Here is a 17,567-nt window from a genome sequence, read left to right on the forward strand (position 1 = left end):
CCGCTCACGCCCGGAAGCGCAGGCCGTCCACCGCCTCGCCGGCGATGAAGCGCAGCGTGCGCTCGCGCGCTTCATGGTCGGTGAACTGCTCGGGAGGCGATTTCATGAAGTAGCTCGACGGTCCAACCAGCGGCCCGGCCATCTTCCGGTCCAGCGCCAGCTTGGCGCAGCGCACCGCGTCGATCACGATGCCGGCGGAGTTCGGGCTGTCCCAGACCTCCAGCTTCAGTTCCACGCTCAGGGGCACGCCCCCGAAGGCGGTGCCCTCCAGCCGGATGTGCGCCCATTTCCGGTCGGCCAGCCAGGGGACATGATCGCTGGGGCCAATATGGACGTCGTCCGCGTCGAGCGGCACGTCCAATTGGCTGGTGACGGCGCGGGTTTTCGAAATCTTCTTCGATTCCAGGCGTTCGCGTTCCAGCATGTTCTTGAAGTCGGTGTTGCCGCCGAAGTTCAGCTGATAGGTGTGGTCGAGCCGGACGCCGCGCTCGCGGAACAGGTTTGCCAGCGTGCGGTGGATGATGGTGGCACCCATCTGGCTCTTGATGTCGTCGCCGATGACCGGCAGGCCGCGTCGCTCGAACCGCTTCGCCCAGCTTGGGTCGGAGGCTATGAAGACCGGGATGCAGTTGACGAAGGCGCAGCCGGCCTCCAGCGCCTGCTCGGCATAGAACTCCGTGGCCCGCTGCGAACCGACCGGCAGGTAAGACACCAGGATATCGGTGCCTGAGCGGCGCAGGGACTCGGCGATGGCAACCGGCGCCTCCCCCGACTCCTCAATGTCACCGGCCAGATAACGGCCGATGCCGTCCAGTGTCGGACCTCGCTCCACTTGCACTCCCGAAGCACGCGGGCTTGCGAAGCGACACGTGTTGTTCGGAGGGGCAAAGATGGCGTCGGACAAATCCCGCCCGACCTTGGCGGCGCTTACGTCGAAGGCGGCGGACATTTCGATGTCGCTGACTCGATAGCCACCGAGATCGAGAGTCATCAGCCCGGGCGGCGGCTCATTAGCGTGAGCATCGGCATAATAGCTTACACCTTGCACGAAGGATGAAGCGCAATTTCCAACACCGGCAATCGCCACCCGCAGCTTTTTCCCAGTCACGAAATTCTCCTCGTCCTGAAAATTTCCTTAATGAACCGGAATGGTATTTGTATCTTGGAAAAATAATTGATGGAAGATCGTCCAATCTGACCACGCCTTTTGGGTAAGGTGTCGAAAATCAAACGGCGGTGTTAACATTGACGCAACCACGCTTCTTTTCACGAAGCGAACATGACGATTTCCCACGTATGTAAGTGAAAATTTGCATTCCTTTAAAAATAAGAACCATGAGTATTCATATCAATTTTATACATAACCAACACAATTAGAAATAGCAGTCATAAACATCACCGTCCATCAGCGGAGGGGCTCGTGGGAGAATCCGTTCTTGTCACTGGTGGCGCCGGTTTCATCGGCCGCCACGTCGCCGGGGCACTCCTCGCCCGCGGCGACCGGGTTCGGGTTCTCGACAGTCTGATCGCGCAAGTCCATCCCACTCGGACGCGGCCCGACGAACTGGACCCGGACGTCGAATTGCTGATTGGGGACATACGCGACGAGGCCATGGTCGGCCGGGCGCTGGAGGGAGTGGATTCGGTGATCCACCTCGCCGCCGAGGTCGGTGTCGGCCAGAGCATGTACGCGGTGGGCCGCTACACCTCGGTGAACGACCATGGGACGGCCGTGCTCTTCCAGCGGTTGATCGACCGACCGGTCCGCCGGGTGGTGGTCGCCTCCTCGATGAGCATCTACGGCGAGGGGCTGTACCGGACCGCCGACGGCACGCCGATGGAGGACGTGGTGCGCGGCACGCGCAATCCCGACGGTTCCTGGGACCCGCTGGATTGCGACGGACGGCCGCTGATCCCCGTCCCCACGCCGGAGAGCAAGCGCCCGGCCCTGAGGTCCGTCTACGCCATCGGCAAATACGTGCAGGAGCGGCTGACCCTGACGCTCACCGCCCAATACGGGATGGAAGGGGCGGCGTTGCGGCTGTGGAACGTCTACGGCCCCGGGCAGGCGCTGTCGAACCCCTACACCGGGGTGCTGGCGATCTTCGCCTCGCGCATCGCCAACGGTCAGCGGCCGATGATCTTCGAGGATGGCCAACAGCGGCGCGACTTCGTGCATGTCGGCGACGTGGCACGCGCTGTCCTGCTGGCGCTCGACGAGTTAGCCGCCAATGGCGAGGTCTTCAACATCGGGTCCGGCGAGGACCGCACCGTGGAGGAGGTGGCGCGGCTCCAGGCCGCCTCGATGGGCCGGCCCGACCTGACGCCGGAGATCACCGGCCAAGCCCGCGCCGGCGACATCCGCCACAACATCCCCGACCTGGGCAAGGCGCGGACGGTCCTGAACTACGAACCGCGGCAGGATTTCGCCGGTGGGCTGGCCGAACTCGCCGAATGGGTTGCCCGGCAGGAGGCGCAGGACCGCGTCGTCGAGGCCCGGAGCGAACTCGAAGCGCGGGGGCTGGTGGCATGAACCGCCGGACCGGACCGGCCTTGGTGGAGGCGACGTGATGCGTGTGGCGTTGGTCAACCCGGCCTGGACCTTCGCGCACAGCATCTATTTCGGCTGCCGCGAGCCGCATCTGCCCCTCGAACTGGGCTACGGCAAGGCGCTGCTGGAGCAGGCCGGACACGAGGTCCTGCTGCTCGACGGGCCGTTGACCGGACTGTCGAACGGCGAACTGGCGGATCGGGTGGCCGGCTTCGCACCCGGCATGACCGTGGTGACGACCGCGCCGACCTACCTGTTCTGGCGTTGTGCCCCGCCGGAGCTGCGAATCCCCCGTGATTTCCTGCTGGCACTGAATGGACGCGGCGGCCGGACCGTCGCGGTGGGGCCGCATGGATCGACCACCCCCGGTGCAGCCCTGGACAAGCTGGGCGTGGACGTTGTCGTGCGGGGCGAATGCGAGGAGATCGTGAGACGGCTTGCCGACCGGTTGGACTCCGGCCAGCCGGAGTTGGACGGCGTTCCGGCGCTGGCCTTCCGCGGCGGCGGCGGAACCGTCGTCACCGGCGGCCCGCACGCTGGCCGCTTCGTCGATCTGCCGGCGCTGTCCTGGCCCGCCGAATGGCTGAACCGCCATCACCACCATCACCACCGCTACGGCACCGAACCGCTCGGTGCGGGGGCCGAAGTCGAGGCGTCGCGCGGTTGCCCCTACACCTGTTCCTTCTGCGCCAAGATCGACTTCCGCGATCAGTACCGACGCCGCGACACCGCCGTCGTGCTGGAGGAGATCGATCGGCTGACCGCCGCCGGCGTGCGCTACGTCTATTTCATCGACGAGATCTTCCTGCCCCGCCGTGATCTGTTGGAAGCGCTGGTGGAGCGTCCGGTCGAGTTCGGCATCCAGACCCGCATCGACCTGTGGAAGCCCGATCTGCTGGATCTCCTGGGGGCCGCCGGCTGCGTGTCGATCGAGGCCGGGGTGGAAAGCCTGACCGAGGAGGGCCGCGCGGCGCTCGACAAGAACTGCCGCATGAGCACCGACGCGCTGGCCGACCGCCTGATCCACGCCCGGCGCAGCGTGCCCTTCGTCCAGGCCAACCTGATCGCCATGGCCGGCGACGACGCCGGGCTCGTCGCGCGATGGCGGGAGAGGCTGCACGGTGCCGGCGTCTGGGCCAACGATCCGGTGCCGCTCTACCCCTACCCCGCTTCGCCCGATTACCGCCGCCTGTGGGGCGAACCGGACGACCGGGCATGGGAAAGGGCGCACGAGCACTATCTGCGCCAATTCGCGCGACTGAGCGACATTCAGGAGGAGGAGCCCCTGCCCTTGCATGAGCTGGAGGCCGCATGCGGTTGCCGGTGACGCCCCCGGCAGCCCCCGCGCATCCAGCCCCCGCGCATCTGTTGATGACGGCGGACAGCGTGGGCGGAGTGTGGACCTACGCGCTCGACCTCGCGCAGGAACTGGCGGCAGGCGGCCTGCGCGTTACGCTGGCGGTGCTTGGGCCGTCACCGCAGGATGACCAGACCGCGGCGGCGCGCGCCATCCCCGGCCTGGAGCTGATCGACACCGGCCTCCCGCTGGACTGGATGGCGGAGGACCCGGCCGCGATCCGGCGCGGTGCCGAAGCGCTGGGAGCGCTCGCTCGGCGGTTGGAGGTGGATCTCGTCCACCTCAACAGCCCGGCCCTGGCAGCGGACGCCGGATTCACGGTTCCGGTCGTGGGGGTCTGCCATTCCTGTCTGGCGACGTGGTGGGTCACCCTGCGCGGCGGCGCCCTGCCGGGCGACTTTCTCTGGCGGATCGAGGTTCTGGCGCGGGGCTACCAAGCCTGCGATGCGCTGGCGGCGCCGAGCGCCGCCTTCGCGCAGGCCACCGCCGCCGCCTATGGTTTGCCGCCACCGGTCGTGGTGCGCAACGGACGCCGTCCTCCTCCAGGCGGTGGGCCGGGCGGACGGGAGCGTTTCGTCTTCACCGCCGGACGCTTGTGGGACGATGGAAAGAACATCGCAACGCTGGACGCGGCGGCGGCGCTGCTGGAGGCACCGGTGGTCGCCGCTGGCTCGTTGGAGGGTCCGGGCGGGCATCGCCGGAGCCTGTGTCACGCCACGGCGCTCGGGCGCCTGGATGCGGCGTCGGTCGCGACGTGGCTGGCGCGGGCACCGGTCTTCGCTTCCGCCGCGCTCTACGAACCGTTCGGCCTGACGGTGCTGGAAGCCGCGCAGGCCGGCTGTGCGCTGGTGCTGTCGGACATTGCGACCTTCCGCGAGCTGTGGGACGGCGCCGCACTCTTCGTGGAGCCGAAGGACAGCGCAGCCCTCGCCGCCACGATCCGCCGCCTGCTGGACGATCCGGGGGAGGCGGGGCGCCTCGGCGAGGCGGCGCGGCTCAAGGCCGGGCAATACGGCATGGAGTCGATGGCCTCCGGCATGCGCAGTCTCTACCGCAGCGTCCTGGCCCGCCACACTTCCACCCCCTCCTGCAAGGAGGCCGTCGCGTGAAGATCGTCTATTTCACCCATTCGCTGGCGTCCTGCTGGAACCACGGCAACGCCCATTTCCTGCGCGGCGTCCTGAGGGAGCTGATCATCCTCGGCCATGAGGTCCGCGTCTTCGAGCCGGAGGGCGCATGGAGCCTGCGGAACCTGCTGGCCGATCATGGCGAAGCGGGGCTGGCGCCCTACCGGACCGCCTATCCGGAACTGACCTCGCTGACCTTCACGGCCGATGCCGACGCGGCGGCGCTGTGCGACGGGGCCGATCTGGTCATTGTCCATGAATGGAACGACCCGGCTCTGGTCGCGGCGGTGGGCCGGGCGCGGGCGCAGGGCGGTCGCTTTCTCCTGCTGTTCCACGACACGCACCATCGCGCGGTCAGTGATCCGAAGGCCATCTCCGCCTTCGATCTCTCCGGCTACGACGGCGTCCTGGCCTTCGGCGAAACTCTGGCCGCCGTGTACCGGCGCTGGGGCTGGAAGGATCGGGTCTTCGTCTGGCACGAAGCCGCCGACATCCGGCTGTTCCACCCGCCGTCCGGAGCGGAGCGGCGCAGCGGAGCGGTGTGGATCGGCAATTGGGGCGATGGCGAGCGGACGAAGGAGCTGGGGAGCTTTCTGTTCGCTCCCACCCGCGCCGCGGGTCTGCCTCTGGACGTCTATGGCGTGCGCTACCCCGCCGAAGCCCTGGCGACGCTGAAGCGGCACGGCATCGCCTACAAGGGCTGGCTGCCCAACGTCCGCGCCCCCGCGACCTTCGCCCGCCATCGGCTCACCGTTCATGTGCCGCGCCGTTTCTACGTCGAATCCCTGCCAGGCATCCCGACCATCCGCGTGTTCGAGGCGCTGGCCTGCGGCATCCCATTGGTCAGCGCGCCGTGGAGCGATTGCGAAGGCCTGTTCCGACCGGGAACGGATTTCCTGGTCGCCCGCGACGGTGCCCATATGGCCGCCCATCTGCGTGCCTTGGACAGCGACGTCGACCTCCGCGCGGCGTTGGTCCGCAACGGCCTGGAAACGATCCGCGCCCGCCACAGCTGCGCCCACCGTGCCAGTGAGCTGCTCGCCATCGCCGCCGCTCTGGCTGGCACGCCCACTCCCTCTTCGATGCTGGAGCCTGTCCGATGAAGATGGCCTTCTACGGTTCGAGCCTGCTTTCCTCCTACTGGAACGGCGCCGCCACCTACTATCGCGGCATGCTGAGCGAACTCGCCAAGCGGGGTTGGAACGTCACCTTCTACGAACCGGACGCCTTCGACCGCCAGAAGCACCGAGACATCGAGCCGCCCGGCTGGGCCAGCGTCGTGGTGTACGAGGCCACTGCCGAAGCCTGCCGCACCGTGATCGCCCGCGCCGCCGAGGCCGACGTGGTGGTGAAGGCGAGCGGCGTCGGCGTGTTCGACGAGGAGTTGCTCGATGGCGTGATGGATGCCGCCAGTCCCAACGCTCTGCGTGTCTATTGGGATGTCGACGCTCCCGCCACCCTGGCCGAGCTTCGGCAGGCGCCGGACCATCCCCTGCGCCACCGGCTGCCGCGGATCGACGCCGTGCTGACCTATGGCGGCGGCCCGCCGGTGGTCGCGGCCTACGAGGCGATGGGCGCCCGCCTGTGCCGCCCCATCTACAACGCGCTGGACCCGGCGACGCACCAGCCGGCACCTCCCCAACCGCGGTTCGCCGCCGATCTCAGCTTTCTCGGCAACCGGCTGCCCGACCGCGAGGAACGGGTGGAACGCTTCTTCCTGGAGCCCGCCGCGCACAACCCGCAGGGGCGCTACATCATCGGTGGCAGTGGCTGGGAGACGAAGGGGCTGCCGGCCAACGTCACCCACATCGGCCATGTCGGCACCGCCGACCACAACACCTTCAACAGCTCGGCGCTGGCGGTTCTGAACATCGCCCGCGACAGCATGGCCGAGGTCGGCTTCTCGCCCGCCACGCGGGTGTTCGAGGCCGCCGGAGCGGCGGCCTGCCTGATCACCGACGCTTGGACGGGGGTCGAATGGTTCCTCACCCCGGACGAGGAGATCCTCGTCGCCCGCGACGGCCAGGACGTGACCGATCATCTGCGCGCCCTCACCCCGGCCCGTGCCCGCGCCATCGGCGACGCCGCGCGGCGTCGCGCCCTTGCGGAACACACCTACGCACGGCGCGGCGCGGAGGTCGACGTGTTGCTGCGCGACGCCCTGGCGGCGCTGCGGGAAAGGAGCGCGGCGTGAAGCTCGTCGTCCTGGGGCTGAGCCTGTCCTCTTCCTGGGGCAACGGCCACGCCACCACCTTCCGCGCCCTTCTCAAGGCGTTCGCCGCACGCGGCCACGACATCCTGTTCCTGGAGCGCGACGTTCCCTGGTACGCGCAGAATCGCGATCTCGCCGATCCCGGCTATTGCCGGCTGGCCTTCTACAAGGATCTCCCTGGCTTGCGACGGTGGGCCGGAACGGTCGAGGAGGCCGACGCGGTGCTCGTCGGTTCCTACGTGCCCGACGGCGTCGCCGTCGGCCGCTGGGCGCAGGAAACCGCGCAGGGGATCGTCGCCTTCTACGACATCGACACGCCGGTGACCCTGGCGAAGCTGGAACGCGGCGATGAGGAGTATCTCTCCCCTGCCCTCATTCCCGGCTATGACGTGTATTTCTCCTTCACGGGCGGACCGACGCTGGAGCGGCTGGAATCCCGCTACGGCTCTCCGGCGGCGCGCGCGCTCCATTGCTCCGTGGATGCCGACGCCTACGCGCCCCTGCCCACGCCCAAGCGCTGGGATCTGAGCTATCTCGGCACCTACAGCCCCGACCGGCAACCGACGCTGGAGCGGTTGCTGCTGGAGCCGGCCCGGCGTGCGCCATCGCTGCGCTTCGTCGTCGCCGGTCCGCAATACCCCGACGGGATCGCCTGGCCCGGAAATGTCGAACGTCGGCATCATGTTCCTCCAGCCGAGCATCCCGCCTTCTATGCGGTCAGCCGCTTCACTTTGAACGTGACGCGCGAGGACATGATCCGCGCCGGCCACAGCCCCAGCGTCCGGCTGTTCGAGGCCGCCGCCTGCGCCACTCCGATCATCTCCGACTGTTGGGACGGCCTCGACGCGCTGCTGGAGCCGAACCGGGAGATCATCCTCGCCCACACGTCCGACGACGTTCTGCACGCCCTTCACCAACTGGACGAGGACACCCGCCAAGCGATGGGCGCAAGGGCGCGGCAGCGAATCCTGAAACACCACACCGCCGCGCATCGCGCGGAAATGTTGGAACGGGAACTGGAGTGCGCGATGCGAAGGGCCGGTCACAACACCAGTGCGGCACTGCCCATTCAATGATGCGGCGCAAACAGCCCATCACGGCTCCCGGTCCGTGGGCTTCTTCGGAGACTTCTTGGCCTCGATCTGGTCGAGCACCGCTTCGGGGGCGACATCCTGCTTGATGATGTCCAGATCGGAGTCAACGTCCGTCTTCACCCCCATGTGATCGGCCATGGACGACACCAGGGCCGTCAGTTTGGTGATTTCGTGCTCCGCCAACAGGCTGATTTGCAGATCGAGATCAGCCCGCTTGCTGGCGACCTCGGACATCCGATTCTGGCTGATGAGCACGAAGGTGGACAGAAAGATGGCCTCCACGGACGCAATCATCGCCAGGACGACGAAGGAGGAATCCCAGCGCGGAACGCCGGGCACCCACCCCAGGTTGGCGATGATCCAAAAACCAAAGAATGCCAAATGCAGATAAACGAACGTCATGCTGCCGGTGAAGCGGGTGATCGCGTCGGCAATCCGCTCCTCCGCGGTCGCCTCGACCTCCTCCCGTTCCCTGCGCTGGTGCAGCGCCTGGATGTTCCGCTCGAGCACGGCGCTCAAGCCGGGGGATGGTGGCGGGTAGGTTGGTGGGCTTGCGGACGTCTCCGCGCGATCTCCGCCATGCTGGGACGGTTGTGTGTTCATGGCGTCTGCCTTGCCTAAGTGAATCCTCTTTGCTTCGTTCCTCTTCCAAGATTGGGATTGCGGTCGACCCACAGGCTGCGCTCAATGGCGCTCCCCGGTTGCTGGAGGTGGTGGAGGCTTTTGCCTGGGGCAGCTTCAGATCCCCCGGGAAAAGGGGTTGTGCAGCGGTAGGTTGCCGGTGACCGGCACCATCGACCGACGGGCCGCGGCAATAGCTTGCAGCCCAGTCGTCCAACCGGCGAATCAGAACTCGCTCACCACAACATTAGGCGGAGACTGCCTCTTTTTCTCACGAGCGACCGCTTCCACGTCCGAACTTACGCTCCCTTTTCCGGCGTCAACAGCAGGCGGGGCACTTTTCGCCCCCCCGGCGGCACGATATTTTGCGCCGCCGGGGTGGCGAAAAGTGCCCCGCCTAGTTCCTTGGGAGTGTCTTTAGCAAGAACCCGCATGTCCAGCGTTGCCGCGCCCATAGCGGCCTGATGGGCCAACCATTCCCCAGCAATCAAACAACCGACAAGGTGGCGGCGCCATTCATGCAACTTTTCAGGCTCAGTAACAGATTGACATTCAATCAAAGATCAGCATCTCGCGCTTTAGAGTTGCTTCATTACCGCTCGATGCTTACGGCCCGATGCATTTGATCCAAGCCCGATCCAGCCCAGCTTGCCTCTCAGACACGCCCGCTGCATTGTCTTCTGCATTGCCACCGCTGCTCCCCCCGTTTGAAAACTATGACTGGAGGTATCATGCCCTTCGGTCGACTTCCGGGCTCCAACTCGGTGTCGTACTCTGTGGCACCGCTTCCCTTCCGTTGCGATGGTCACATGTCCAGGCGCATCAGCCAGAGCATCTCCCTCACCCCGGAACTCGACCGCTTCGTCCAGACTCTGGTGGCGTCCGGTCGCTACCAGACGGCCAGCGAAGTGGTGCGCGACGGCTTGCGCCTGCTTCAGGAGCGTGTTGCGCTGCCGCCGGCGTCGCTTGCCCAGCCTCCTGCCACAAGCGGCGGCCATGATCCCTGACGGCATCGGTTCGGAGCTGGATTGGCCCAGTGGAGGCGGGGCCATGGGAGCGCTGATCCGGACCCATGATTGGGCTGCGACGTCCCTCGGACCGAAGGCGAACTGGCCTCTGTCCTTGCAGGTAGTCGTCGACCTGATTCTTGCCTCCCCGCTTGGCATGATTGTTCTCTGGGGACCAGACCTCATCCAGATCTACAACGATTGCTACGCCGAAATCACCGCCGGCAAACATCCCCGCGCCCTTGGCCAACCCACCCGCGAGTGTTGGCCCGAGGTTTGGGACTTCAACGGACCGATCTACGAGGCCGTGCTCCACGGTGAATCCCGCGGGTTCGACGACCAGAAGCTGATCCTCGAGCGCAACGGCGTCGCGGAGGAAACCTGGTTCGACCTCACCTACAGTCCGGTTCGCAACGATGCCGGAACCATCGCGGGCGTCCTTGTGACGGTGCATGAGGTGACCAACCGCAAGCGGACCGAACTCGCCTTGCGCGACAGCGAGAGCCGCTTCCGCGCCCTGGTGAAGGCCTCCTCCTACGCCATCTACCGCATGAACATCGACTGGACGGAACTGCGGCAGCTTGACGGGCACGGCTTCCTCACCGATACGACGGACGGCAACAAGGCGTGGCTCGAAGAGTACATCCATCCGGACGATCAGCCGCAGCTTCTCGACGCCGTACGGGAAGCCATCCGGACCAAGAGCGCCTTCGATCTGGAGCATCGGGTCCGGCAGGTCGACGGATCACTGGGATGGACGCATTCGCGAGCGGTGCCGATCCTGGATGCGGACGGCGAGGTCTGCGAGTGGTTCGGGACCGCCAGCAACATCACCTCCCGCCGGAGCACCGACGAGGCCCTGCGGCGCAGCGAGGCGCGGCTGTCCGCCCTCTTCGCCCGAGCGGCGGTCGGCCTGTCGGAACTCACGCCGGATGGCCGCTTCCTCCGCGTGAACGACGAACTCTGCCGAATCCTGGGACGTCCGCGGGAGGAGGTCGTGGGCTTGTCCGTCGCCGACGTCACCCACCCGGATGATCTTGCGGCGAGCCGCAAAGCCATTGAACAGGCCTTGCGGACGGGTGAGACCGTGGCGCTCGACAAGCGCTACCGGCGGCCCGACGGGACGCACGTCTGGGCGAACAGCGGCATCACGATCGTGCCCGGCAACGACGGGGACGAGAGCCATTTCCTGGCGGTCACGGCCGATCTGACCGTCCGGCGGGAGACCGAAGCGGCCCTGCGCGAAAGCGAGGCGCGGTTCCGTCTGATGGCGGACGCCGTGCCGCAGATCGTCTGGATCACCGACGCCGAGGGACGGGTCGAGTTCTTCAACCGCCAATGGACCGACTATACGGGTGTCGCTTACGACGCTCGGACGGCGCCAACCACGGTGTCGGACGTCATCGCCGACTTCATCCATCCGGACGATGCGGCGCTGACGACCGAGCGCTTCCAAGAGGCACAGCAGGCGGGCAGCCTTTTCCTTGCCGAGCATCGTCTCCGTTCGAAGACGGGGGAGTACCGTTGGTTCCTAGTCCGCGGCCTGCCCTACCGCGATCCGCACGGTGGCGCGATCCTCCGCTGGTTCGGCACCTCGACCGACATCCACGACCGCAAGCACGCCGAAGCCTTGCTGCAACAGGCACGTGACGCGGCCGAGGCGGCGAGCCGGGAGAAGTCGAACTTCCTCGCCTCGGTCAGCCATGATCTGCGCCAGCCGGTGCAGGCGGCCAATCTGTTTCTCGAGCTTTTGCGGCGGCAGCCGCTCGACCCGAAGGCGCACGAACTGCTGAAGCCGCTGTCGGACAGCATGACCAGCCTGACGGGCATGCTGAGCGGGCTCCTGGAGGTGGCGCGACTCGACGCCGGCCTGCTCACGGCGCAGGAGCGGGTCTTCGACCTCGACGAGTTGCTGAAGCGTCTTTACGGCGAGTTCCAAGGCCCGGCGCGCGAGGCGAAGCTGTGGTTGCATATGCCGCCGGCTGCCAGATCGGTCCGGTCCGACCCGCTGCTGGTGGAATTGGTGCTGCGCAACCTGATTTCCAACGCCATCAAATACACCGAACAGGGCGGCGTCACGGTGGAGACGCGAGTCGAAGAGAACCAGCTGGCGATCGACGTGACCGACACCGGGCGGGGCATCGCCCCGGAGGAGATGGAGCGCATCTTCGATCCCTATTACCAGATCGGAAACGCGACCCGTGAGCATGCACGCGGCTTCGGCATCGGCCTCGCCACCGTGCAGAGGGTCGCCGATCTGCTGGCGACCCGGGTGACGGTCCGCTCCGAATCCGGTAAAGGGTCCACCTTCAGCCTGACGCTTCCGTTGGCAGAAGACGAAGCGCAGGTGCCAGCCGCTGGACGAGAGGCGCTCTACGGGACGTTGCGGGGCCGGACGGCCCTGGTGGTGGACGATGAACCAATGGTGCTGAAAGCGTTGGAGGTCACCCTAGGGAGCTGGGGCGTGTCCGTGCGCACTGCCCGCACGCTGGCGCAGGCCCGGATCATGCTGAAGGAGTTTGAGGCTCCACCGGACATCCTGATCGCCGATCACTCCCTGGGTGCGGGAGAGACCGGCGTGGTCATCATCAGCGAAGCCCGCCGACGCGGCACGCCGATCACGGTTCTGGTGACCGGCGACACCTCGGCTGAACGGCTGGCCGAAGCCGGGCGGACCGGCATTCGCATGCTGCACAAGCCAATCGATCCCACCAGACTGGAGGCATTGCTCGAGGAAGGGCTGCGGGGGCGATGAGAACGCTTTTTGTGAACGGGCCGGTTCGGTCGAGCCTCTTCCCACCGTGATATCGTCGCACCGCTCATTCTTCTGTCGGTGGCTGGCATGATACCTCCTCATCATGCAATTGGAGAGGCGTTGCCACGGGAACCGAGCCGGGGTGCAGACTGAATTCGCAGCTTTACTCACGCTGCGGCGGTTGCGGCCTGTCAGTCGGCCCTGGCCTGCGCCCGGAAGGTGCGCAGGGTGTGACGGGCGACCAAGTGGCGCTGAAGGTTGAAGCCGTTGTAGACGGCGGCGTGCAGGGAGACGAAGCGCTGGGCGGACCCCGGCGATTTGAAGCGCTGGCTTTTCCGTTCGCGTCGCCGTAGTGGCTGGTGCGAGACCTCGGCGCGGTTGCTCTGGCGGCGGCCTTGCTCATGGCGCGCCGCCAAGCCAATCTCCCGGAACGCCGCCCCATAGGAGCGCAACTGGTCGGTGGTCACCTGGGTGGGCGCGAAGCCATGCTTCTTGAGGAGCTTGCGCATCAGCTTGCCGGCGGCCGCCCTGTCGCGTCGGCGCTGAACGAGCACCTTCAGCACCTCGCCCTCATCGTCGACCGCCCGCCACAGGGACATCAGCCAGCCGCCAATCCGGATGATCATCTCACCCAAGTGCCAGCGCGGGCTGGGCTTCGGCCGGAGCCGCCGCAGGTTGCCGGCGATGGCCGGGCCAAACTTCACGACCCAGCGCCGCACCGTCTCGTAGGACACGTTCACGCCGCGTCCCGCCAGCAGCTCCTCGACATCCCGGTAGCTCAGGGTGAACCGCAGATAGAGCCAGATCGCATGCCGGATGACGGCGGGCGGAAATTGATGGCGGGCATACAAGAGCAGCGACATCCGAGCAAGATAATGCCGCGAGCCGTCATCAACATCGTGGTCGGTCAGGGTCACCGCGAGGATCTGCCCGGTCACGGCAACCAGACCGGCACGCAGCTTCTTCCACGCGCGTCGGCGCTGGGGCCCTTGCTTTTCGACCAACCATTTTCCGGGAACACACAGCTTCACACCCGTGCTGTCGACCAGCAACTCCACAGCGCCGCCCGAAGATACCGGCTCCGGTGGGAGGTCCAGGGTCTGGGCGCGGCGGCTAAGGGTGGAATGGTCCGGGACGGCAAAGTCCACGCCAACCAGCTGGACGATGGAGCCGACCAAGCCTTCGGTTTGGTGCAACGGCAGCCGGAACACGGCGCGCAAGGTTCAAGGCCGTCGTGATCGCCAAGTCCGAGTAGAGGCGCTGCCCGCCGGGCGTGGACGCTATCGCGTTTTTCTCTCGGAGCGTGCGCTACGTTTTGCATCATGCGTTAACAGCGCTGTTTTCAACATTTTATGACTCTCTTTGCCGTTTCGTGCGCCGCCGCACGGTGCTATCGTTTCGCCATCAGTTGTCCAATTGTTGGACCAAACTTCAGGCGGCGCGATCATGAACGGCGTCTCAACCGTCAAGGCCATCTTCGAAGAGCTTCGCAAGGAGATTCCCGAGCGCTACCAGCCCGGCGATCTGCTTCCGAACGAACGTCTGCTGGCCGAACGGTTCGGCGTCAGCCGCAACACGATCCGCGAAGTCATCATCTTCCTCGAAGCCTACGGCTTGGTGGAGAAGACGCAGCGCGGCCCGCGCGCCAGCAAGCCGGACATCGAGGCGATGTTCCGTATTCTCGATCAATGCTTCGACCGCAGCGTCAAAACCTGTCGGGAAGTCTTGCAGTTCCGCCGGATCATCGAGATCGGCGTGCTGCCTGAAGTGGTCCGGCACATCACCGATGCGGAGATCGACGGGCTCAACCGTCTGGCCGAAGACATGGAGCACCAGTTGACGGTGCGCGAAGCGGCGGAGGTGGACTTCCGCTTCCACGCCGCCATCGTCGCCGCATCCCGCAACTCCATGTTGCAGAAGATGTATCAGGCGATGTCGCAGCCGATGATCTATTACATGGAGATCGGCAAGAGCAATGCGGTGATCGGGCCGACCACGGTCGATTATCATCGCCAGATCATCGCAGCGCTGCGCGAGCGCTCCGTCGAGAAGGCCGTCGAGGCCAGCAACGCACACTTCCAATTCAGCGAAAGCGTGTTCAACCAGGAGGCGCAGCCTTCGGCTACGCCCATGCCCTGAACACGTCCGCTTCCTAAAAAAGGACATCACCTGTGAAAGCACTGATGATCGAAGGCGTGGACGTCTGCGCGATCCACGAGGTGGCGGAGCCGACTCCCGGCCCCGGCGAGGTGCTCCTGGCCATCCGCCACGTCGCCCTGTGCGGCAGCGACCTCAGCACCTTCAAGGGGCTGAACCCGCTGGTTTCCCTGCCGCGCATCCCCGGCCACGAGATCGGCGGCGAAATCGCCGCTGTGGGCGAGGGCGTTCCGGCTGAATACACCGTGGGCCGGCGCGCCATCGTCATTCCCTACACCGCCTGCGGCACCTGCCCGTCCTGCCGCAAGGGTCGGGTCAACGCCTGCCGCAGCAACCGCACGCTGGGCGTGCAGCAGAACGGCGGTCTGGCCGAGCGCATCGTCCTGCCTTACGGCAAGCTGATCCTGAACGACACGCTGGCGCCGCGCCATCTGGCGCTGGTCGAGCCGCTGTCGGTCGGCTTCCACGCAGCGGCGCGCGGTCGCGTCGAGGCGGCCGACACCGTGCTGGTGCTGGGCTGCGGCATGATCGGCATGGGCGCCATTGCCGGCTCCGTCCATCGCGGCGCCACGGTGATCGCGGTCGACATCGGCGAGGCGAAGACCGGTCTGGCCCGCCGCTACGGCGCCGCCCACACCATCGACGCCGCCAAGGAGGATGTGGCCGCCCGCGTCATGGAGCTGACCAACGGTGACGGCGCCGACGTGGTGATCGAGGCGGTCGGCCTGCCCGCCACCTTCACCCAGGCCATCGACCTCGTGTCCTTCGCCGGCCGCGTCGTCTACATCGGCTACGCCAAGGAGCCGGTGTCCTACAAGACGCAGTTCTTCAACCTGAAGGAGCTGGACATCATGGGGTCGCGCAACGCGACCTCCGAGGATTTCCAGGCCGTCATCCGCTATCTCGAAACGCTCGACCACGCCCCCGACGACCTGATCTCCAAGGTCTTTCCCTTCGAGGAGGCCGACAAGGCCCTGCCCTACTGGGCCAAGGAGCGCGATACCACGGTCAAGGTGATGATCGAGCGCTGACCGTTCCGGCGGCGCCCGCAAGGCGCTGTCGTCATCAGAACTGCCGCGGCGGGGCGTGCCGGTCCCGTCGCCGGGTTCCGCCCTGTCGGCGGAATCTGCCTATGGGCGCCGTCCACAGACGGGCCCTCCGGCATCCACTATGGAGGAAATAATGAAGCGCTTTCTGGCGTCCGCCCTTGCCGCGTGCGTGCTGTCCATCGGTGCCGCGTCCGGCGCCATGGCCAAGACCGAAATCATGGTCGCGTACGAGAACAACCCGGGCGAGCCGCTCGACCGGGTGATGCATCACTGGGCCGACCTTCTGAAGGAGAAGAGCAAGGGTGAGGTCACCCTGAAGCTGTTCCCCAGCTCCCAGCTGGGCGCCAAGAAGGACGTGATGGAACAGGCGATGATGGGCATGAACGTCATCACCCTGTCCGACGTCGGCTTCCTGCAGGATTACGATCCGGACCTCGGCGTTCTGTTCGGCCCGTACCTGACCGACGACCCCCAGAAGCTCTTCAAGATCTACGAGAGCGACTGGTTCAAGAAGAAGGACGAGGCGCTGCGCAAGAAGGGCGTGCACATCGTCATGTCCAACTACCTGTACGGCGTGCGCCACATCCTCGCCAAGAAGCCGATCAACACGCCCGAGGACCTCAAGGGCATGAAGATCCGCGTCCCGAACAACGTGATGCAGATCAAGACGATCGAGGCGATGGGCGCCACCGCGACGCCGATGCCGCTGGGCGAGGTCTACCCGGCCCTGACCACCGGTCTGATCGACGGCGTGGAGAACCCGATCTCCGTGCTGTATGGCGCCAAGCTGCATGAGCAGGCCAAGTATCTCAGCCTCGTCGGCTACCTGACCAACACGTCGGTGTGGGTCGGCGGTGAGGCCTTCTTCAGCAAGCTGCCGGCGGACGTCGTGAAGATGGTCCACGAGACCGGCTACGAGGCCGGCCTCTACAGCCAGAAGCTGGCCGCCGAGCAGGACGCCGAGTTCATCGAGAAGATGAAGGCGTCCGGCGTCACCGTGATCCAGCCGGATCCGGCGCCGTTCCGCGAGGCCACCAAGGTCGTCTACACCCAGTTCCCCAAGTGGTCGGCCGGCCTGTACGAGCAGATCCAGAAGGACCTCAAGTAAAAATAAGCAAATCCGGGCGGGGTTGCCGCTCCGCCCGGATCGTTAGGAGGAGTATGCCATGGAGTTGATCCGGCGTCTGCCATCGGTCGTCGCGGGAGGCGCGCTGGCCGCTCTGGTGGTGATGACCATCGCGGCGGTGTTCGCGCGCTACATCTTCGACGCCCCGCTGCACTGGGGCGAGGAAATGTCCGGGCTTCTGATGATCTGGATCATCATGATCGGCGCCATCGTCGCCGAGCGTGACGGCCAGCATCTCGACATCCCGCTGTTCGTGGACCTTCTGCCCACCCGCATCCGGGCGGCGGTCGATCTGGCCGTTTCGGCCCTGTCGATCGTGGTTCTGACCTACGCCGGCTGGCTCGGCTATCTGCTCGCCCAGAGCGCCCAGTACAAGCTGACTGAAATTCTTCAGATTTCGTGGTTCTGGATCGACATCGCCGTTCCGGTCGGTGCAGTTGGCCTCGTCGCCTATCTCCTGCGCCGCTGCTTTATCGACATCATGGTGATCGCGAAGGGGAAGACGCCATGA

The 17,567-nt window shown here is 66.0% G+C and carries 15 protein-coding genes and 1 pseudogene; 12 read left to right on the forward strand and 4 right to left on the reverse strand.

Going from position 1 to position 17,567, the window contains the following annotated elements:
* Window positions 1–4 precede the first annotated feature (4 nt).
* A complete protein-coding gene (locus tag ACWPXE_RS23765) occupies window positions 5–1,108 on the reverse strand; it encodes an inositol-3-phosphate synthase (protein WP_454019796.1) in 1,104 nt (367 codons plus the stop codon).
* Window positions 1,109–1,420: 312 nt separating this feature from the next.
* Between ACWPXE_RS23765 and ACWPXE_RS23770 the strand changes: the two genes are divergently transcribed.
* The 6 genes from ACWPXE_RS23770 to ACWPXE_RS23795 are packed head-to-tail and all read left to right on the forward strand — an operon-like array spanning window position 1,421 to window position 8,323.
* Window positions 1,421–2,533: an NAD-dependent epimerase/dehydratase family protein gene (locus ACWPXE_RS23770; RefSeq protein WP_454019797.1), complete on the forward strand. Its 1,113-nt coding sequence runs from the start codon at window positions 1,421–1,423 to the stop codon at window positions 2,531–2,533.
* A gap of 37 nt (window positions 2,534–2,570) precedes the next feature.
* Window positions 2,571–3,878: a TIGR04295 family B12-binding domain-containing radical SAM protein gene (locus ACWPXE_RS23775; protein ID WP_454019798.1), complete on the forward strand. Its 1,308-nt coding sequence runs from the start codon at window positions 2,571–2,573 to the stop codon at window positions 3,876–3,878.
* A 44-nt stretch (window positions 3,879–3,922) separates the two neighbouring features.
* A complete protein-coding gene (locus tag ACWPXE_RS23780; RefSeq protein WP_454019799.1) occupies window positions 3,923–5,017 on the forward strand; it encodes a glycosyltransferase family 4 protein in 1,095 nt (364 codons plus the stop codon).
* Window positions 5,014–6,138: a CgeB family protein gene (locus ACWPXE_RS23785; RefSeq protein ID WP_454019800.1), complete on the forward strand. Its 1,125-nt coding sequence runs from the start codon at window positions 5,014–5,016 to the stop codon at window positions 6,136–6,138. The genes ACWPXE_RS23780 and ACWPXE_RS23785 overlap by 4 nt, the downstream gene beginning before the upstream one ends.
* Entirely contained in the window at window positions 6,135–7,229 is a 1,095-nt protein-coding gene (locus ACWPXE_RS23790; protein WP_454019801.1) for a CgeB family protein, read from the forward strand. Before ACWPXE_RS23785 ends, ACWPXE_RS23790 begins: the two co-directional genes overlap by 4 nt.
* Window positions 7,226–8,323, forward strand: coding sequence for a CgeB family protein (locus tag ACWPXE_RS23795; RefSeq protein WP_454019802.1), 1,098 nt, complete (start codon window positions 7,226–7,228; stop codon window positions 8,321–8,323). Before ACWPXE_RS23790 ends, ACWPXE_RS23795 begins: the two co-directional genes overlap by 4 nt.
* Window positions 8,324–8,341: 18 nt before the next feature.
* On the opposite strand, the gene ACWPXE_RS23800 is transcribed toward ACWPXE_RS23795, so the two are convergent.
* Window positions 8,342–8,944 carry a DUF1003 domain-containing protein gene (locus ACWPXE_RS23800; RefSeq protein ID WP_454019803.1) on the reverse strand — a complete coding sequence of 201 codons (603 nt, stop codon included), beginning with the start codon at window positions 8,942–8,944 and terminating at the stop codon, window positions 8,342–8,344.
* An 827-nt stretch (window positions 8,945–9,771) separates the two neighbouring features.
* On the opposite strand from ACWPXE_RS23800, the gene ACWPXE_RS23805 reads away from it, so the two are divergent.
* Together ACWPXE_RS23805 and ACWPXE_RS23810 are read left to right on the forward strand one after the other, a co-directional pair.
* The gene (locus tag ACWPXE_RS23805) at window positions 9,772–9,969 is read left to right on the forward strand and encodes a type II toxin-antitoxin system ParD family antitoxin (protein WP_237906652.1); all 198 of its coding nucleotides are present in this window, start codon (window positions 9,772–9,774) and stop codon (window positions 9,967–9,969) included.
* A gap of 43 nt (window positions 9,970–10,012) precedes the next feature.
* Window positions 10,013–12,724, forward strand: coding sequence for a PAS domain S-box protein (locus ACWPXE_RS23810; protein WP_454019804.1), 2,712 nt, complete (start codon window positions 10,013–10,015; stop codon window positions 12,722–12,724).
* Window positions 12,725–12,915: 191 nt separating this feature from the next.
* Here ACWPXE_RS23810 and ACWPXE_RS23815 read toward each other — a convergent pair whose 3' ends face one another.
* The gene (locus ACWPXE_RS23815; RefSeq protein ID WP_454020054.1) at window positions 12,916–13,587 is read right to left on the reverse strand and encodes an IS6 family transposase; all 672 of its coding nucleotides are present in this window, start codon (window positions 13,585–13,587) and stop codon (window positions 12,916–12,918) included.
* Window positions 13,588–13,755: 168 nt separating this feature from the next.
* Window positions 13,756–13,935, reverse strand: a pseudogene (locus ACWPXE_RS23820) (transposase); the annotation flags it as partial.
* Window positions 13,936–14,170: 235 nt separating this feature from the next.
* Between ACWPXE_RS23820 and ACWPXE_RS23825 the strand changes: the two are divergent.
* The 4 genes from ACWPXE_RS23825 (at window position 14,171) to ACWPXE_RS23840 (ending at window position 17,567) form a co-directional block, all read left to right on the forward strand.
* Window positions 14,171–14,863, forward strand: a complete 693-nt coding sequence (locus ACWPXE_RS23825; protein WP_237906654.1) for a FadR/GntR family transcriptional regulator — start codon at window positions 14,171–14,173, stop codon at window positions 14,861–14,863.
* A 32-nt stretch (window positions 14,864–14,895) separates the two neighbouring features.
* Complete coding sequence (locus ACWPXE_RS23830; RefSeq protein ID WP_307832782.1) at window positions 14,896–15,912, forward strand: zinc-binding alcohol dehydrogenase family protein; 1,017 nt, start codon at window positions 14,896–14,898, stop codon at window positions 15,910–15,912.
* Window positions 15,913–16,063: 151 nt separating this feature from the next.
* The gene (locus ACWPXE_RS23835; protein WP_035677013.1) at window positions 16,064–17,038 is read left to right on the forward strand and encodes a C4-dicarboxylate TRAP transporter substrate-binding protein; all 975 of its coding nucleotides are present in this window, start codon (window positions 16,064–16,066) and stop codon (window positions 17,036–17,038) included.
* A 58-nt stretch (window positions 17,039–17,096) separates the two neighbouring features.
* On the forward strand, window positions 17,097–17,567 hold the full coding sequence (locus tag ACWPXE_RS23840; RefSeq protein WP_454019805.1) for a TRAP transporter small permease: 471 nt from the start codon (window positions 17,097–17,099) through the stop codon (window positions 17,565–17,567).

Source organism: Azospirillum sp. Marseille-Q6669 (genome assembly GCF_965111635.1).

Bases quoted from the DNA above. Each gene is read 5' to 3' on its own strand.
- ACWPXE_RS23840 (WP_454019805.1), top strand. From the start codon at position 17,097: ATGGAGTTGATCCGGCGTCTGCCATCGGTCGTCGCGGGAGGCGCGCTG.
- ACWPXE_RS23805 (WP_237906652.1), top strand. From the start codon at position 9,772: ATGTCCAGGCGCATCAGCCAGAGCATCTCCCTCACCCCGGAACTCGAC.
- ACWPXE_RS23780 (WP_454019799.1), top strand. From the start codon at position 3,923: ATGACGGCGGACAGCGTGGGCGGAGTGTGGACCTACGCGCTCGACCTC.
- ACWPXE_RS23835 (WP_035677013.1), top strand. From the start codon at position 16,064: ATGAAGCGCTTTCTGGCGTCCGCCCTTGCCGCGTGCGTGCTGTCCATC.
- ACWPXE_RS23790 (WP_454019801.1), top strand. From the start codon at position 6,135: ATGAAGATGGCCTTCTACGGTTCGAGCCTGCTTTCCTCCTACTGGAAC.
- ACWPXE_RS23800 (WP_454019803.1), bottom strand. From the start codon at position 8,944: ATGAACACACAACCGTCCCAGCATGGCGGAGATCGCGCGGAGACGTCC.
- ACWPXE_RS23810 (WP_454019804.1), top strand. From the start codon at position 10,013: ATGGGAGCGCTGATCCGGACCCATGATTGGGCTGCGACGTCCCTCGGA.
- ACWPXE_RS23775 (WP_454019798.1), top strand. From the start codon at position 2,571: ATGCGTGTGGCGTTGGTCAACCCGGCCTGGACCTTCGCGCACAGCATC.
- ACWPXE_RS23825 (WP_237906654.1), top strand. From the start codon at position 14,171: ATGAACGGCGTCTCAACCGTCAAGGCCATCTTCGAAGAGCTTCGCAAG.
- ACWPXE_RS23815 (WP_454020054.1), bottom strand. From the start codon at position 13,587: ATGTCGCTGCTCTTGTATGCCCGCCATCAATTTCCGCCCGCCGTCATC.